This window comes from Micromonospora fluostatini, from assembly GCF_050410825.1.
In the GTDB taxonomy this organism is placed as follows: Bacteria; Actinomycetota; Actinomycetes; order Mycobacteriales; family Micromonosporaceae; genus Micromonospora; species Micromonospora rosaria.
Window position 1 is genome coordinate 3,162,521 of the sequence record NZ_CP191251.1, and the last position, 15,804, is coordinate 3,178,324.

General features: G+C 70.7%; 19 protein-coding genes. 8 read left to right on the forward strand and 11 right to left on the reverse strand.

Annotated features, from left to right (window positions below; genetic code table 11):
* Positions 1–147: 147 nt before the first annotated feature.
* On the reverse strand, positions 148–1,722 hold the full coding sequence (locus ACQUFX_RS13660; protein WP_428966416.1) for a hypothetical protein: 1,575 nt from the start codon (positions 1,720–1,722) through the stop codon (positions 148–150).
* Positions 1,723–1,956: 234 nt separating this feature from the next.
* On the opposite strand from ACQUFX_RS13660, the gene ACQUFX_RS13665 reads away from it, so the two are divergent.
* From ACQUFX_RS13665 to ACQUFX_RS13675, 3 genes are all read left to right on the forward strand, one after another.
* A complete protein-coding gene (locus tag ACQUFX_RS13665) occupies positions 1,957–3,105 on the forward strand; it encodes a helix-turn-helix domain-containing protein (protein ID WP_428966417.1) in 1,149 nt (382 codons plus the stop codon).
* A 712-nt stretch (positions 3,106–3,817) separates the two neighbouring features.
* On the forward strand, positions 3,818–5,023 hold the full coding sequence (locus tag ACQUFX_RS13670) for a chymotrypsin family serine protease (RefSeq protein ID WP_428966418.1): 1,206 nt from the start codon (positions 3,818–3,820) through the stop codon (positions 5,021–5,023).
* A gap of 84 nt (positions 5,024–5,107) precedes the next feature.
* Positions 5,108–5,680: a hypothetical protein gene (locus ACQUFX_RS13675; RefSeq protein WP_428966419.1), complete on the forward strand. Its 573-nt coding sequence runs from the start codon at positions 5,108–5,110 to the stop codon at positions 5,678–5,680.
* 169 nt (positions 5,681–5,849) lie between these two features.
* Here the strand turns inward: ACQUFX_RS13675 and ACQUFX_RS13680 are convergent, their stop codons facing one another.
* The 10 genes from ACQUFX_RS13680 to ACQUFX_RS13725 form a co-directional block, all read right to left on the reverse strand.
* Entirely contained in the window at positions 5,850–6,434 is a 585-nt protein-coding gene (locus ACQUFX_RS13680) for a hypothetical protein (RefSeq protein ID WP_428966420.1), read from the reverse strand.
* Positions 6,431–6,907, reverse strand: a complete 477-nt coding sequence (locus ACQUFX_RS13685) for a macro domain-containing protein (RefSeq protein WP_428966421.1) — start codon at positions 6,905–6,907, stop codon at positions 6,431–6,433. Before ACQUFX_RS13685 ends, ACQUFX_RS13680 begins: the two co-directional genes overlap by 4 nt.
* Before the next feature lie 190 nt (positions 6,908–7,097).
* On the reverse strand, positions 7,098–7,325 hold the full coding sequence (locus ACQUFX_RS13690) for a hypothetical protein (protein WP_428966422.1): 228 nt from the start codon (positions 7,323–7,325) through the stop codon (positions 7,098–7,100).
* A gap of 536 nt (positions 7,326–7,861) precedes the next feature.
* A complete protein-coding gene (locus ACQUFX_RS13695; protein WP_428966423.1) occupies positions 7,862–8,179 on the reverse strand; it encodes a hypothetical protein in 318 nt (105 codons plus the stop codon).
* Positions 8,180–8,254: 75 nt separating this feature from the next.
* Positions 8,255–8,512 (reverse strand): hypothetical protein, encoded by a 258-nt coding sequence (locus ACQUFX_RS13700; protein ID WP_428966424.1) that lies wholly within the window; start codon positions 8,510–8,512, stop codon positions 8,255–8,257.
* Entirely contained in the window at positions 8,512–8,997 is a 486-nt protein-coding gene (locus ACQUFX_RS13705) for a DUF3307 domain-containing protein (protein WP_428966425.1), read from the reverse strand. Before ACQUFX_RS13705 ends, ACQUFX_RS13700 begins: the two co-directional genes overlap by 1 nt.
* Positions 8,994–9,278 carry a hypothetical protein gene (locus tag ACQUFX_RS13710; protein ID WP_428966426.1) on the reverse strand — a complete coding sequence of 95 codons (285 nt, stop codon included), beginning with the start codon at positions 9,276–9,278 and terminating at the stop codon, positions 8,994–8,996. Before ACQUFX_RS13710 ends, ACQUFX_RS13705 begins: the two co-directional genes overlap by 4 nt.
* On the reverse strand, positions 9,275–9,997 hold the full coding sequence (locus ACQUFX_RS13715; RefSeq protein ID WP_428966427.1) for a DUF4097 family beta strand repeat-containing protein: 723 nt from the start codon (positions 9,995–9,997) through the stop codon (positions 9,275–9,277). The genes ACQUFX_RS13710 and ACQUFX_RS13715 overlap by 4 nt, the downstream gene beginning before the upstream one ends.
* A 229-nt stretch (positions 9,998–10,226) precedes the next feature.
* On the reverse strand, positions 10,227–11,156 hold the full coding sequence (locus tag ACQUFX_RS13720) for a winged helix-turn-helix domain-containing protein (protein ID WP_428966428.1): 930 nt from the start codon (positions 11,154–11,156) through the stop codon (positions 10,227–10,229).
* A 79-nt stretch (positions 11,157–11,235) separates the two neighbouring features.
* The gene (locus ACQUFX_RS13725; RefSeq protein ID WP_428966429.1) at positions 11,236–11,742 is read right to left on the reverse strand and encodes a hypothetical protein; all 507 of its coding nucleotides are present in this window, start codon (positions 11,740–11,742) and stop codon (positions 11,236–11,238) included.
* A 124-nt stretch (positions 11,743–11,866) separates the two neighbouring features.
* Between ACQUFX_RS13725 and ACQUFX_RS13730 the strand changes: the two genes are divergently transcribed.
* From ACQUFX_RS13730 to ACQUFX_RS13750, 5 genes are all read left to right on the forward strand, one after another.
* Positions 11,867–12,130, forward strand: a complete 264-nt coding sequence (locus tag ACQUFX_RS13730) for a helix-turn-helix domain-containing protein (RefSeq protein ID WP_428966430.1) — start codon at positions 11,867–11,869, stop codon at positions 12,128–12,130.
* Positions 12,131–12,245: 115 nt separating this feature from the next.
* A complete protein-coding gene (locus ACQUFX_RS13735) occupies positions 12,246–13,406 on the forward strand; it encodes a hypothetical protein (protein WP_428966431.1) in 1,161 nt (386 codons plus the stop codon).
* 222 nt (positions 13,407–13,628) lie between these two features.
* Positions 13,629–14,438: an RNA ligase family protein gene (locus tag ACQUFX_RS13740; protein WP_428966432.1), complete on the forward strand. Its 810-nt coding sequence runs from the start codon at positions 13,629–13,631 to the stop codon at positions 14,436–14,438.
* A 35-nt stretch (positions 14,439–14,473) separates the two neighbouring features.
* Positions 14,474–14,938, forward strand: coding sequence for a hypothetical protein (locus tag ACQUFX_RS13745; protein WP_428966433.1), 465 nt, complete (start codon positions 14,474–14,476; stop codon positions 14,936–14,938).
* Positions 14,939–15,249: 311 nt separating this feature from the next.
* Positions 15,250–15,801: a hypothetical protein gene (locus ACQUFX_RS13750; protein WP_428966434.1), complete on the forward strand. Its 552-nt coding sequence runs from the start codon at positions 15,250–15,252 to the stop codon at positions 15,799–15,801.
* Positions 15,802–15,804: the final 3 nt, after the last annotated feature.

The window sequence follows — 15,804 nt, forward strand, 5'->3', positions numbered from 1 at the left end:
CTTCTGCGCGGTACCGGCAGCGGTAGTCGCGGGCGGTAGTGCTGCCCCGGCGGTACCGGTAGTGGGCGCAGCTGTTCGGTGAGGGCGGTACCGGTGCCGGCACCTGGCGCGGTGCCGGTACCGCCCTCAGTTCTTTGTCGCAGCGCCTCAGCTGGCGCCGGTCTGGGTGGCCTCTCCGGCCGAGTTGGCCTGGTCGGCGCTCATACCGCGGTCGGCGTCGGCCGACAGCTCGGCCTTCCACTTCCGCAGGAGGTTGCGCCCCTGGCCGTTCTTGTCGCTCTGCCCGGTCACGGCCTCGCGCATCTGCGCGCCCGTGACGGGCATGTGGTCGGCGGCGGCCATGGCCACGAAGTAGGCCCGCATGCCGGCCGTGGCCTGGCCCGTCTCGGCGTAGACGGCGCGACCAACCTCGGTGGCGTGCGCCTGAGCCGCGTCGAGACTGCGGCGGGCGGCGCGCTCCTCGGCGGTCCAGCTGGACCGCACGGTCTCGACCTCGCCGACGGTCACCTTGCCGGCACCGCTACCGCTCGGGGCAGTGGTGGGACCACCGGCACCGCCCTGGTCAGCACCGCTACCGCTCGGGGGCTCACTACCGCCACGGGCGGTACCGTTGTCCGGACCGGTACCGGTGGTGGAACCGCCCACGATCCCGGCGTCGCTACCGCCCTGGGTACCGCCACCGGTACCGCTCAGCGGGTTCTGAACGTCCCAGATGGTCACCTCGACGGTCGCCGCGTCGCGCATCTTCTTGCGGCTCTGGGCGAGCGCAGCGACCTGCAGCAGGGCGTCGGCGTACACCTCGTGGCCGTACCGCTCCTGCAGAGAGACGAGGTGCCGGTCGACGCGCCAGGCGGCGATGGCCTTCTGCCACCCAAAGGGGGCGTTCTCGGCGCGGTAGGACAGCCAGACGAACCGGGTGACCCGACGCTTGCGGTCCTGCTCGGAGAGCTTGACGTCGGCACGCTCGGCCAGGCGGAAGAGCACCAGGATCCGGTGGTAGACGGTCTTGAGTATGCCCTGGATCTCGTCGGTCGCCGACGTCGTCTTGGGCTTGTCGTTGCAGTAGGCCTGGATCCGCAGGTGGTTGACGTACGCCACCAGCAGCGGGATCCCGAGGCGCAGGAACCGGAGGAACAGGGGCGAGGGCTCGAGGAAGAGGACCACGCCGAAGGCCGCGGCGACGAACCACAGGGCCTTGGCCTCGGCACCGCCCTCGCCCCGCTCCCGTGCGTTCTCCCTGGCCCGCAGGACCAGGACGAAGATGGTGAGCTCGATGAGCACCGCCGCGACGAGGAAGCTCGCCCAGGCCAGGATGCTGCCTTCGGCGTGGCCGCGCAGCGCGTACATGCTCATCGCCAGGGAGGCGATCGAGCCGAAGCCGCCGAGGATGTTGGTCCACTGGTCGATCTGCTTGCGCTCGGGCGAGCGGTTGTCCACCCGCTCGAGCTCGCTGTTCGTGCGGACGCGGCGCAGTCGGCGCACGGCGTACCGGGCGAGCAGCATGTTGGTGCCGGTGATGACCGTGGCGGCCAGCACGATCCAGACCATGGTGGGGACCTGCGAGAACAGTTCCACGATGCCGGCGAACGGGCTGGTCGGGTGGTAGTCGATGCCGCCCTGGTACTCGTGCGGGATCGCCGGCGAGTCGGCGGTGGGGCCCGTGGGCTCCACTCGCAACAGACTGTTGATCACCGTCTTCTCCCTGCTCTCAAGCTCTTTCATAACAACATGTATGAGGTTACGATCGAAGGGCTCTGGTGTCAACCTCATGCGTGTGCACACGCGAGCGAGTGCGTTTTCCCAGGTGGCAGGCGGTGCCCCGAGCCCACCCCGGCGTCGGGGCACCGCGCCCTACCTCGACTGTCGTCCCTGGAGGGCGACGGTCGGAAGACCATGGGGGCGACAGGGAACACTGGGACAGTCCCAGGGAACACCGATCGAGGAGGGAGTGGGTCCATGACCGCGTTCGGGGAGGCCATGAAGCGGATCAGGGAGGAACGGGAACTCTCGATGCGCGCGGCTGCGGGGCTGGTCCCCATGGCGGTGTCCTACTGGTGGCGGCTGGAGGCAGGCACCGCGCCCGACCCGTCCCCCAAGCTGGCTCGAGACATGGACGAGGCACTGGGGCAGGGCGGGCGGCTGTTCGGGCTTCTCGGAGCCTCGTCCCTGCGGACCCCGGTGGGTGGCAAGCCGGTGCTCCTGACGGCCGAGGGGCCGGAGCCGCTGACCTCGTCCGATGTGGCCGAGGTCCACGCCACCATCGGCAGCCTCATCGGCCTCGACCAGCAGTTCGGGGCCAACGAGCTGTACCCGGTGGGCCTGCGAGCGCTGCGGGCCTTCCAGTCGCGCATCGACACCGGCCGGATCGAGGCCGGGCTGGCCTCCGACGCGCGGCGGGCCGCCGCCGAGCTGGCCGAGGTGTGCGGCTGGCTGGCCTACGACGCGGACGACCAGGACCTCGCCGGGCGGATGTTCCGCGAGTCGCGGCTGACCGCCGAGGAGATCGGCGACCTGCCCATGGAGATGTTCGTCCGGGACCTGGGGGCGATGCAGGCGCTGCATCTCGGCCGGTGGGAGGACGCCCTGCACATGGCCAACCAGGCCATCGGCCACCCGCTGGTGAGGGGGCGGATGGAGGCGATCTTCCGGCTCCGGCAGGGCCGGGCGCTGGCGGCGCTGGGCTCGGAGCGCGAGGCCCTGGATGCCCTGAACCGCTCCCGGGTCGCCCTGGCCGGCGGCATGAACAGCCAGGACTCCCCGTGGACGTGGTGGATGCACGAGGCGGAGTTCTGCCTGCACCTGTCCCTGGCGCTCAGCGCGCTGGGGCGGCACTCCGGGGCGTGCGAGGTGTCGCAGCGCTCGATGGAGCTGTTGCCGAAGGAGCAGGTCAGGGACTGGGCGGTGTACCAGGCGTATCGAATCTCGGTGCTGATCGCGGCCGGCGCGTGGGCAGATTCGGTGGCGGCGCTGGGCGCACTGCAGCTGCGGTGGCCGACGGTGCGTTCGACGCGGACCGCGAACTTGGTGATGGCGGCGGCGACCCGGCGCGGGGTGCCGGTGGCGGTGACGGAGGCCGCCCGGCAGTGCCTCGGCGGTGCCGCGTAGCGGCGCTCCCCCGGTAGTCACTACCGCCCCCGACCGGTACCGCCGGTCGGGGGCGGTAGTCGTTTCGGTGGCCGGTGGTGACCGGTAGCGGTAGCCGGTACCGGTACCGCGGGTGGTCCGACCACCGCGTCGCGGTGGTCGGGTGGTTGCGGTGGTGGTACCGGTGGTCGGCGGTGGCGGTAGGGCGGTACCGCCGACCACCGCACCACCGGCACCGGTGCTGACCACCGGGGTACCGGTGGCGGTAGTGCGGTACTTCCCCAGGTCAGACGCAATCTGCAGTGGCAGGGACTGTGTGAAGGCAGCTTCCCGCTGCTGCGCCGGCGAGGGCGGTGGTGCCACCGGGGTGGGCGTGCCGGGGTGGGGCTACCGCCCTCGGTACCGCCCACTACCGGGTGCGGTGGTGCCGGTGGGGTACCGCTGCTACCCCTAGCGCGGTGGCCCGGTGCACGGGAAGCGGTAGTGCGGTGGTGGGCGGTACTACCGCACTACCGCCGGTAGCACCGCCGCGCTCCCGCACTACCGCCGGGCGGTAGTGCGCCCGTACGCACGGGCGCATAACCACAATGCGGGTGAAGATCGACCCTTCTGGTCAATGCGGAGGACTTGTCGCGTTCCGGATAGATCGCGTTCATCATGAAGCGACGTCTTTTAACAACATCCGTCGATGCTCAGTGCCGACGCACCCCCTTTCCCTCTGAGGAGGCAGTGCGTGCGACAGACCCAGCAACGACGCAGGGTCGCCGCGGTCGGACTGATCGCGGCTCTCCTGATCCCGTTCGGCCCGGGTGCCACGGCCCAGGCTGACGACCCCCAGCCGGTCGACGTTCCGGGTGGCTTCGCCACCTGGGAGGCGCTCTTCGACGAGCAGACCCGGCTGAACGACAGCGTCGACGCGATCCAGACGGCCGCCGCCACCGCCGGCGACACCGGATACGCGTCGGCGATCGTCGACCCCACCGCGCGTGCGGTCCAGCTGTTCTGGCGGGGCACCCCCAGCGCCGCCGTACAGGCGGCCATCACCACCCAGCGGCAGAACGTGCCGATCTCGCTCGGGTCCACGGCCCACAACGAGGCCACGCTGGTCGCCGAGGCCGAGCGCATCGGCGCCAGCTCCACCCGGTTCGCCGGCGCGGCCCCCGCCCCCAACGGCAGCGGCGTCGTCGTGACGTGGCTGGAGGGGCAGATCGACCCGGCCACCGCCGAGGCCACCGTCGCCGGTTCCCCGGTGCCGGTCAGCTTCAGCACCCAGACGGAGATCGCGCCGCCGCAGCCGACGAGCCGACAGAACGACGCCTCGCCCTACAAGGGTGGCGCTCGCGTCAGCGGCATCGACGACGAGTGCAGCACCGCGTTCGGGGTCAACACAAACACGCACGGCTCGGCGCTGCTGTTCGCCGCGCACTGCGGAAACCACGGCGAGACCATCCGTGATGGCGGCGGCCAAGTCGTCGGCACGGTCGCGAAGGTCAGCACGGGGATGGACACGTCCGTCATCGTGGCCTCGTCGCAGGGCCGGGTCTGGGACGGGGGGCCGCAGAGCAACTACCACAAGGCGGTCGCGAAGGCGCAGCCCACGCGGGTCAGCAACTACATCTGCACGAGCGGTGCGTTCAGCGGCACCCGCTGTGGCGGCAAGATCACCCAGATCAACTTCACCAGCGGCAGCCTGAACCGGGTCTCTATCTGGGAGCACCCCGGCAGGCAGGCCATGTACGGCCACGGCGACTCCGGCGGTCCGGTGTACGCCACGACCTCGAACAACAAGGTCGTAGCGCAGGGGATCATCTCCGCCGGCGCCGGCGGCCGAAACGCCCCGTGCGTCGGCGAGGCCACGCCCCCCTGCTACTGGCGGGGGTACATCGCGGACATCATGCTGACCCTGCAGAACAAGGGCGCAACCATCAAGACCGCCTGACCGGGCACGAACCAGCCGGGGCCCCGTGAGTCGGACCCCCGGCTGGTTCGTTTATCCAGCGTAATGTCCTGTATAGGAGGTCCGATGTCGCGCTTCCGCAAGCCACTCGCCGCTCTGGTCGCGACGGTCACCGTCGCGTTCGGCGGCCTGACCGTCTACGGCACCGCCGCCGCCACCCCGGCGCAGCCCGCCCCCGAGGTGTCCCACTGGCCCCACCAGGAGGCTCTCTCGGAGGCCGCGATCACCGTCGAGGGGGAGGCGCGGCGACGCTTCCCCACGATCTTCGGCGGCGTCGAGGTGGACGTACCCCGGCCTCCCCGCGGCTGGGTGATGGTGCACCGGATCCCCGGGCCCAGCGCGGCGGAGTTCGAGCGGGAGATGCGCAAGGCGGCCCGTCCGTTCCCAGTGGAGTTCGTCGACGCGGTCTACACCGAGCAGCACATCGACTTCTGGGCCACCCGGATCTTCCGGGACCAGGCGTGGTGGGGGGCGCGGGGCGTCGAGCTGATCGGCACAGCTCCTGAGCTGGGCCAGTGCGTGACCGTCTGGCTGGGGGACCTGCGCGACGGGCCGGCGGTCATCGCCCACTACCCGCAGGTGGCCATCTGCCTGCGGGAGGGAGAGTGGCCGGAGCCGCTGACCGGCTCCTGGTCGTGACGCCCTCGGGCTTGGTGGCCTTGTCGGCACCGTGCGATACTCGCCGCGACGGGATGTAGCGCCTCAGCGCCCCCGCCCTGAACCCAACGGTCCGTCTCACGCGGGGATAGCGCCAATGGGAGACGGCCCCTCCATAGCAGTGGAGGGGCCGTCGTCCGCTCACCGGATCTCACCTGGCCGGCGCGACGAGCTCCCGGTCGAGGCCGAGGTAGCGGTACCAGGTCCGCTCGGAGGGCAGCCAAGCGTCGTCGGCATCGCCGATCACCGTCGGGTCGACGCGGATCACGGGCCGCCGGCGGTGCTGCACCGCGTGCTTGACGGCGTGGTACACCGCCCCGTGCCGCTCGTCGGTGTCCCACCAGGCCACGCAGACATCGGCGACGTCGACCAGCGCCTCGTCGCGCTGGCGGTACGCGCCTTCGCTGTGGAACAGCGACAGGTCCTCGACCTGGGCGGCGCGCTCGCACAGCTCACGCCAGCGGATCTTCTGCGCCGGCGCCCAGTTGTCGGCCTGCCACGGCCCCGGCCGGTAAGCCCGCAGCTGCAGGCCGACGTCGAGGACAGCCTCGGCGAACAGCAGGCCGAAGCCGGCGTCCATGCCGCTGACACCCACGGTCGCGCCGTGCTCGTCGCGCAGCCGGGTCAGCACCCGGTTCAGGGTGCGCCGCAGCCGCAGCCGACCCTGCATGGTGAGCCGGCGCGGCATGTCGGGGTGACCGATGCCGGCGACGACCGGCCAGATCGGGGCGTTCACGGCCGGGGCCCGTACAGCAGCATCCGGGCACCGGTGGGCTCCAGGGCGGAGACGATCAGCGGGCGCACGTCCTCCCACCGCAGGCCGCCGAGGCCGCAGCCGAGGGCGGGCACGGCCACCGAGGCGATGCGGAGCTGGGTGATCCGCCGGGCCAGGTCCTGCACGCCGGCCTGGACGTCGTCGAGGCGCGCCTGGTCCCGCCAGTGCCGCTTGGTGGGCACGTGCAGGATCCACTGCCCCTTGGTGGGGTGGGCGAACACCCGGCCGGGGCGTACCTCGCCGGCGTTGCAGGCGTTCCGGTAGGCGGTGAAGGCCTCGGGGAAACGCTGCTTGAACTGTAGGGCGATTCCCTTGCCCATGACGCCGACGCAGTTGACGGCGTTGACGAGGGCGTCGACGTCGGCGCGCAGGAGGTCCCCGTCGGCGTCGACGATGGCCGGGCCGAACGGCAGTGCGGTCTGCTGGTAGATCACGTCCCCTCCTCGGGTGAGCAGGCTTCGCGCTGCTGGCGTGGGGTGGGCCAGTCTGCTCGCATTTACGATGATCCCCGATCGGCCGACAGTTTAAAAGCCAGATGCACTACTGCGACCCGCAATGAGCAGCGATGCCCGAATCCACACGGGATCCGGGCATCGCTATGACGGGGCTGAATGGACATCCGGCTCAGCGCGTCTCCTGCTCCTCGATCTTTGTGGTGACCGACGTCCGCAGCCGGATGAAGTGCCCTGTGTTGTGGTCGCGCTCGGCTACCAGGGTCGCCTCGTCGGTGATCCCCTCGCTGTCGAGTGCCCGCACGAAGTCCCGCAACTCCCCCACCGTCATCGACCCACTGACCGGCGAGGAACTGATCACCCGCACCGTCCGGCTGGCCGACTTGATCACCTTCGCCATTTCATCACCTCCCAGGGCTCACCGTCGACACTTCTGCTCACCGACGCGCCCGTCTCGTCGACGCCTTGACCAGCCTGCCCGCACCGGGGCGCTTGTGCTCGGCGCGGGTGCCGTGGCCGTTGTTCTTCTGGCACGGGCATTTGACCGGTCCCCACCCGCCGGTGTAGCGCCGGCAGCCGGGACAGAACAGCTGCACGCAGCACCCCCAGCCGCAGACGCCACGGACCTCGAAGCGACCGCCCTGCCGGTCGTCCAGCACGGTCCCGCACTCGTGGCGGAACGGTCGGTGATCCCGCTGATGGAACTCGTCGCTGGCGCGACGCAGCTTGCCGGTGATCTCACACAGGCCACCGCACTCGTGCGGCTCCTGGGCGTCCGGGGACGCTTCGCAGTCCCGACACCCAGAAACCACCGCCAGGCAAACGTCGGGGGTCTCGCGGAGCGCGGTGGGGTGCATCGTCTTCCTTCCGTCGACGGGATGGCGCCATTGACAGCCACCGCGCGCACCCGGGCGGACCCGGGCGCCACGGTCGCGGTCAGCTCTGCTTGCCCTCGACCCCGTCCTCGACCTCGCCCTTGGTCTTGCCCTCGAGTCGGTCGAGGATGAGCGCGAGGAAGAACGCCTTGAGCGTCCCCACATCCTCGGCGCCACCCTCCTTTGCCGCCGCGGCGAAGATTTCCTCGACGGTTTTCAGGGCCGCCTTCGCGACGGCCTGATCCCCGCCGTGGCGACGGAGAAAGCTCACGAGAGGGCGGATGGCGTTGATCATGTCGCTCACGAGGACCCGGACCTCGGGGGCTTTGTCGACCAGCTCCTGGGTCTCCTCGTCGGTGAGCTTGCGATTCTCGATCACGTCGGACTCTCCTTCCGGTCGCCGATCTGGCGGCCACCGCGCGCGCCCGGACGGACCCGGGCGCGACGGTGGCGGTCAGGCGGCGGCCGGCAGCGAGACCGTCGGCCCCGAGCGGGTCACGGGCTGCACCTTTCCCGCGACGACGACGCGGGACGTGCGCCCGACCTCTTTCTGGTGGGTGTCGAGCAGATGGGCCTGCCACTTCTGGCGCGCCTGCTCGACGGCCTCCTCGTCACCGGGCTCGCCGCCGACGACGACCGCCGGTCGGCCGGGGCACAGGTAGCAGACGTAGCCCATCCGCGGCATGGCCGCCGAGGCGGCGCGGCCGGCCATCAGCGCACCCGCCGCGCGCCGAGACCCATCAGCAGGGCGCTGCCCGCCAGGACGAGCTTGTGCAGGGTCTGGTCGATGGCATGAGCCCCCGTGCCGAGGCACGGGTTGTCGCCGTGCCCCTCGCGGGGCGCGCCGAAGCTGTAGAACTTCTCCCGACCGACAGCTCGGGCGAAGGTCTGCAGTGGTGTCCGTCGGTCGATCACCCAGTGGGTGACAGCGGACAGCGCGGCGCCGGCGAGCACACTGCCGGGACGCAATCGCACACCGGTGGCGGTGGCCCCGAGGACGACGGTGGCCAACTGGGTGGCGGTGTAGGAGGTGACGTGCCGGGTGCAGGCCCGTCGCCCCTCCGGCCCGCTCTTGCTCTTGGCCTCGGCGTCCGAGGACCGCTGGACCAGGTAGTCGCCGAGGTGGTGGGCGACGAGCAGGTGCGTGAAGATGCTCGCGGACACCGCCGGGTCCGCCGTGGGGACTGTCCGCTTCATCGCAACTCCCGCCTGACGATCTGCACCGGCAGGGTGTCCGGCTGGCCGTGGAAGCCCTCCGGCTGCGCGGGGTCGGTCGACACCAGGATGTCCCGACGCGAGCAGTTCCACCTCGGATCGTGCTGGCCGTCACCGACAGCCGTGACGGCGCGCACCTCCCAGCCCTCGCCGGGCAGGTGCCGCCAGGCGACGAGGTCGCCGATCACCACCGCGCCGGGGCTGACCGGCACCAGGTCGCGGGCGGGCCGCGTGGCGTACGCGAGGGTCGCCGAGACGGTCACCGCCAGCCCACCGCCCGCGCCTCCGAACGCTGCGAGGAGTAGTCGGACCCTCGCGGGCGTTCGTGGTGCACCCGGCCGGTCATGGAGCTGGCCTGAAGGTCGACGTCCCCGCTGACCTCGATGTCGCCGGACATGGTCGAGGCGTCCACGCGACAGGGCTGGCTGGCCCGCACGTCGATGCCGCCGCTCATGGACTTCAGCTGCGCGTCGCCCCGCAGGTCGCGGAGCCGCACGCTGCCCGACATGCTCTGCAGCTGGGCGCTCGCCGCGGAGTCGATGCGGATACCGCCCGACATGGTGTGGGCGTTGACGTGGGCCAGTTCGCCCTGCGTCTCCACGCCGCCCGACGTCGTCTTCGCGCGCAGGCTGGAGTTCGTCGGGACCAACGCCGCGATGTAGATCGGCGAGTGCCCGACCGACGAGTACCCCCCGGACACGACCCGGCCGTTCACCATGGTCACGCCGGAGCCGATGACGATGTTGACCCCGGACATGCCACCCTTGACCTGGGGCAACTCCACCCGGATGTTCTGACCACTCTCGATGAACCGGGCGCCCTTCACGGCCTCGGCCGACGGGCCGGAGTCGTCGTCGGTCTTGACCACGATCTCCGCTTGGACGCCATCCTGCGCCCGCACCAGCAGTCCGCCGCTGGCCGACTCGACGTCGAGCGCGACGGGGCCGCAGACCCTGACTCGGTGCCTTTTGATGGTTGCCATCTGAGGTGTTACCCCTCTCCGCTCGCCTCCCTGGCGGCTCCGCGCGCGCCCGGAGATCCGGGCACCACAGGGTTGCCAGGGCAAAGCCGAGATACATAACAACATGCACGAGGTTAAGCGTCCGAGTAGACGTCGGTCAAGACGTGCTCCATCAACCCGCGTCGGGCCAGCGACACGACGAAGCGGGCTCCGCCCGGTGGGGGTGGAGCCCGCTTCGTCGATCACGAGGTCAGTCGGTCAATCTCCGCCTGCTGCGAGTCACGAAGAAGCCGACCCCGTGCTGGGGATCCACGACTCCCTCACCCCGCAGGCCGGTCAGCGCCGCTTGCACCGTCACCGTGCTTACCCCGTACTGCCGCGCGAGAGCAGCCAGGCTGGGCAGTTGCTCGCCTCGCCTGAGCTGACCCGAGGCGACCTTTCGCTTGATGTCGAGGGCGATCTGGTCGCGGCGGGCGATGCGCGGGCCCAGCTGTGGCGGGGGCGGGCGGAAGCCGGAGTGGCCCATGGCGACGAGCGCCGCGTGCAGGGTGCGCCGCACCACGTCCTGGCGGAGCTCCGGGGTGTTCTCCCACCCGTCCGGGTTCTCCTTCCACTGGTGCTCCAGCAGCTCTGTGGCGGCACTCTCGGCAGCCCTGACCCCTCGGTCCCACTCGGGGGTGTCACGGCACATGGCCAGGGCGGCCGATACCAGCGAGGAGGCGACCCTCTTCGCCATGTCCCACAGCTCGACCGGGCTGCCGCCCTCACTGAACGCCACCGAGCCCAGCGCGCTGAGTCCGACCTTGAGGAGCTGGTCGTCGGAGGGGATCCCTTGGCGCGCACCGCGTGCGGCGCGCGCACCGCGGCCTCCGCCGGCGCCCGATCCTGGTCGACTGGCCCGCCAGTCGAGCAACTCCTGCGCCCGCTCGGGGAACCAGTAGGGCACGTTGCGGATCTTGTCGTCCGGCTCCGGGAACGGCGGCGTCCCGGCGGGCAGCCGACCGTTGTTGGAGGCAGCCCGCCACTGGGCGACGGTGGCCGGGCCGACGCCGAACAACCGGGCCAGGCCGGCGGTGATCAGGGCTGGCCGGAAGGGCGGGGTCCGACCCGGCGCAGGCACGCTCATCCACGCCTTCGGATCCTTCTCGATCTCGGCGAGGAGGTCCTCCACCGCAGACACCGGTTCCGGCTGTTGTTCCTGCCCCATCCCCGACCTCACCTCGTCGATAACAACTTGCCTACGGTAACCGAAGGGGCGATCACTCCTGTGACGCGCGCGACTCACCCTTGCCAGGTGGCCTCCCCGCCTCACCGAGCGCGACACCCGCCGACGTCGGCGGGAGAAGGCCGGCGCCCCTTGCTTGAGCGACGAGGTTGGCGGCGTACCCAGGGGTGGTGCCCATCGCCTCCTGCACCGCCTTGTTGGGCCGCATGCCCTGGCTCAGCGCCGAGTTGTACACGGAGGCCACCTGCTCCAGCCTGCGGCGAGTGCTGCCCCTCAGTCCGGCGGTCGGCGAGCTTCGGGCGAGCAGCTTCGCCCGTTCGGTCGCGATGATCTGGGCGATACCGGCCTTGCGGATGACTGACTCGCTGAGAGGCGCGAGCGCCTCACCGGCCGAGGCCGGTGCCACCGACAGTCCGACGCACTCCGGTCGCCCATCCATGACCCGCCAGTTCAACGTCAGGACCCATGGACCATCTCCCGGGTCAGGGAAGCGGTGACTGGTGGGTGGAAGGTCGGTTCCCTCAGCGGGCAGGTCGCTCACCTGGTCACCGTATGAACCACAGGGGTGTTGTTTCAAGCATCCCGCGACCGCGAGGAACCTGCATCACGGACATCAGCCTATTGTGCAGGTTGACACCTGCATATGATCCGCCCATGATTGACGCATGAACACGCTGGAGAAGCGCCTCTTGCGGCGCAGCCGCATCGCGGTCGGCATAGCTCACGGCAAGACCGGCTCAGGCCGTGCCATCAGGGAGAAGGCGGGGCTGCGGCAGCGGGAGGTGGCCGCGATCCTCGGCGTCGACCAGGGTGCCGTGTCGAAGTGGGAGCGGGGTCTCCACCCGCCGAGCGACGACAACGCGGTGGCCTGGGCCGACCTGCTCGACCGGATCCGTGGGACCGCCGAGCCGACCGAGTCGCCGGCCTGAAGCAGACAGCAAACGAGCCGGGTGGGGGCCCGGCTCGCTCTCGACCAGAAAGGTCATCCTCGATGCCATCGTACCGCAGCGAGACCATCTCGCGCTCCCGGCCGGCGGTCGAAACGTGAGCGGCGGCGAGCAGGGCGTCGCGCACCGGGTGCTGCGTCCGTGCGATCGCAACACCTGGGAACGGCTGATCCGCGGGGCGCGCCTTGGCGGCCTGATCAAGGGCAGCGGCAAGGCGGGCAAGGAAGGTCGAACGACCAGAGGCGGCGTCTCCGCCGGCTACTTCCTGGGTGTCGCCCTGGCCATCGCCTCTTACGCCAACCCCGACGGCAGCGAGGTACGCCCCGGCGGAGCCCGGCTGATTGTCGACACCGAGATCGATCCCAAAATCGTCCGCGCGGTGGTGCGGTTCCTGGTGGATGTCGGCCTCCTGCAACTGGTGCGGCGCAGCCGCTCCAGAGGAAGCGCCGACGAGTACCGACTGACCGAGCCCAGCGATCTGCGGGAGTCAATGACGATTCTGGAGGGGCAGGAATACCGCGACGCCCTCGAGGTCGAGCGACTCAAGGCGAGCGGCAAGCCGCGCACTGTGGCCACTGGCCCCAGTGCGGTGCAGGGGCCACAGGCCTCAGCAGAAGTTGCCGTACAGGGGCCACCGGCCCCTGTGGATGACCCCCGTACTGGGGCCTGTGGCCCAGCCGTACTGGGGCCACAGGCCACCCCCACATATCCATGGGGTAAAAACCCTCCCTCCCCTACCCCTCCGGACGGCGCCGACCGGTCGGGGGTCGGGGTCGAAGGGAGGGAGGGGAATCTCCTCGAAGAGGAGAAGACCAAGATCGTCGAGGCGATCCGGAAGATCCAGCGCTACTGGGCGAAGGACAAGATCCGCGAGGCGATCGACGTCGCCCTCGCCGACGGCAAGCCCCTGGAGCTCATCGCCCTGGTGTTCCCCCGGGTCGCAGCCCTTGAAGACAGCCGACACCCGGCCCGCCTGAACGCACTGTCGAGTTGGTGGGTGCAGGGCGCCCGCGACCTGGAGCAGGCACGCAGGGCTGCCATACCGAAGGCACCGCGCGTCCCGGCTGCCAACCAGACGCAGCCGTGTCTCGAGCATCCCGACGAGCTCGCCGGGCGCACTCCGGGTGGACAACTGCTGTGCCCGCCCTGTCGCCGGCGTGAGACCGGACAGCGGTCCGCCCCGCCGTCGGCACCCGAAGTCCCGCCGGGCGCCCAGGTGTACGACCTGCTCGCCGAGCGCGAGCGGCGGTCGGCGTGACCACCACCAGGAAGGAGATCACGACCGCCGCGATTCGGGTCGTGTCCCGCGACACGACTGAGGGACCGGGCACCGGGGAGCGGCGTACGGTCGCCCTCGCCCTCACCGTCGACCGGACGCCCGACGTAGGCACCTCGTCCTGACCGCTTCCGTGGCCGCCCGGATGACCGGGCGGCGCGCGGTGGCCGCCACGGCGGACGTCACCAACCGAAGGAGAGCTCCATGTTCGACATCCGCACCATCGACCTGCGGGCCCTGAACTCCATGACGGGATACCCGTCAATCCCCACGTACCACGACCTCGACCCGGCCAACGGGGCGCTGAAGGAGACCGGGCTGCGTGACCGCTTCGTCGAGCTCGACGCGACGGTCTGTGCGTCCGAGAAGGTCAACGGCGCCAACGGGCGGATCATCTACCTGCCCGACGGGTCGTACATCATCGGGTCGCGCGACGAGTTGCTGTACCGGCGCGGCGACATCGTCGCCAACCCGAAGCTCGGCATCGTCGAGGCCCTGCGCCCGATCGCGGAACAAGCCGACCGCGACCTGTGGAACGACGAGAACATCGTCGTCTGCTACCTGGAGGTCTACGGGGGCAAGAAGATCACCCCGGCGAGCAGGAACTACACCTCCGGTCAGCAGCTCGGAGCCCGACTGTTCGACGTCGTCGAGGTCCACGCCGACGAGCACGCGGAGCTGCTCACCCAGCCGGTGGAGCGGATCGCCTCCTGGAGGCAGCACGGCGGTCAGCAGTTCTGGGGAGAGCGCCAGCTCTACCTGATGGCGGACGAGCTGAGCGTGCCCCCCACGCCGCGACTGGGACGCCTGAGCCCGACCGAGCTGCCGACCACCGTGGAGGAGACCCACGAGTGGCTGGAGAGGATCGTGCCGCACACGCTCGCCAGCCTCGAGGATGGCCTGCTCGGGCCGGCTGAGGGCGTGGTGTTGCGCACCGACGGGCGCGGCCTCATCGCCAAGGTCAGGTTCGAGAACTACCGGCGCACCGCCCAGGTGCGCGGCGGTGCGCGGTGACCGTCGACCGGCCGGCCATCCCTCGGGTGGCTGGCGTGGAGGAGGCGATCGCGGCGGCGGTAGCCGCGCTGCTGCGGCTGGACGCCGACCGTGAAGCCGACTCCCCCGGCGCCTGGGCGGTGACCGACGAGACGATCGCCGAGGATGTTCGTGTCGCCCTGGAGGCCGCCGCAGGGACGTACGCACCCCGGAACACCATCGGCGCTCTGCTCGCCGCGCAGCGGGGCGCTCAGCACCCCTCCTTCGCCGCCTCGTTCCGCTTCAGCAAGGCGCTGAGGGACCCGGGGATCCGGGGCCAGATGAACCTGGCCGGGTACGAGCCCGGCTACGTCATCGTGGTGGGCAGCCCTGAGGAGCTCTTCGGCGGCGTGATGCGTCGGGTCGCCAGGGTGTTCGCCGAGGGGGAGGCCACAGGCGTCTTGCTCGTCATGCCCGACGGCACCGGGTGGACCATGCTCGCCCTGCCCGCCCTCAGCCCCACTCCGCAGCCCCCTGCCTGACCGCTTCCGTTGTGGCCGTGAGCACTGTCCGGCGACAGGCCTGACGAACACGGTCAGTCTGGCCGGATGGGCGACGTGAACCGCATGGCCGGCAGGGTCAGCCCGCCCTGGTGCCCGCACTGCCGGAGGCGACCGGGCCTGGACTGCCCGGGTCGAGGGCTGAGCCCGCGCCAGGTGCGCCGGCTCCTGGCGCGGCAACTGCGCGCCGACGTACACGAAGCGGACTGACCGCCTCCGTCCCGCCCGGGTGCCGCCCGGGCGGGCGCGGTGGTCGTCAGAGCGACGACGCGAGTTCAGAAGGAGAGATGATCATGAGCGAGCAATGGCGCAAGCACAAGCCGGTGTGGGGCGACCCGCTGCCGGGCGAGGAGTTCCGGGACCGGTCGGTGCGCAGCTGCACCGGGTGCTCGTGGCAGCCGCAGGCCGAGCTGTGCAGCATCCACACCTTCGGCGAGCACCTCGTTCCGCTCGGCGCGCCCGACTACATGACCCACTACTGGCAGACCTGGGCCACGCACGTCGAGGCGCCCACCGGGCAGCTCGACAGGGACGCCGTGGCCCGGGAGCTCTCCGACTTCTCGGTGGTGATGGAGGGCGCCTCGACGGTCTACTCCGAGCTCGCCGACCTGTCCAAGCCCAACACCGCCCCGGGCTGGATCCTCGCCGGCGCGGAGCGTAAGTACCGCGAGATCCACGCCAACCTGATCCTGTGCGACCTGCTGTCCGAGTTCGACGACGAGCCCAGCCGGCAGCGGGTGATCGACTACGCCGAGACCCTCCACGAGGGCGCCTGGGCCGAGCACCAGCAGGGACTGGAGATCCTCCGCAGGGTCGAGCAGGAACAGGCGGCGTCGCAGACCTGACCG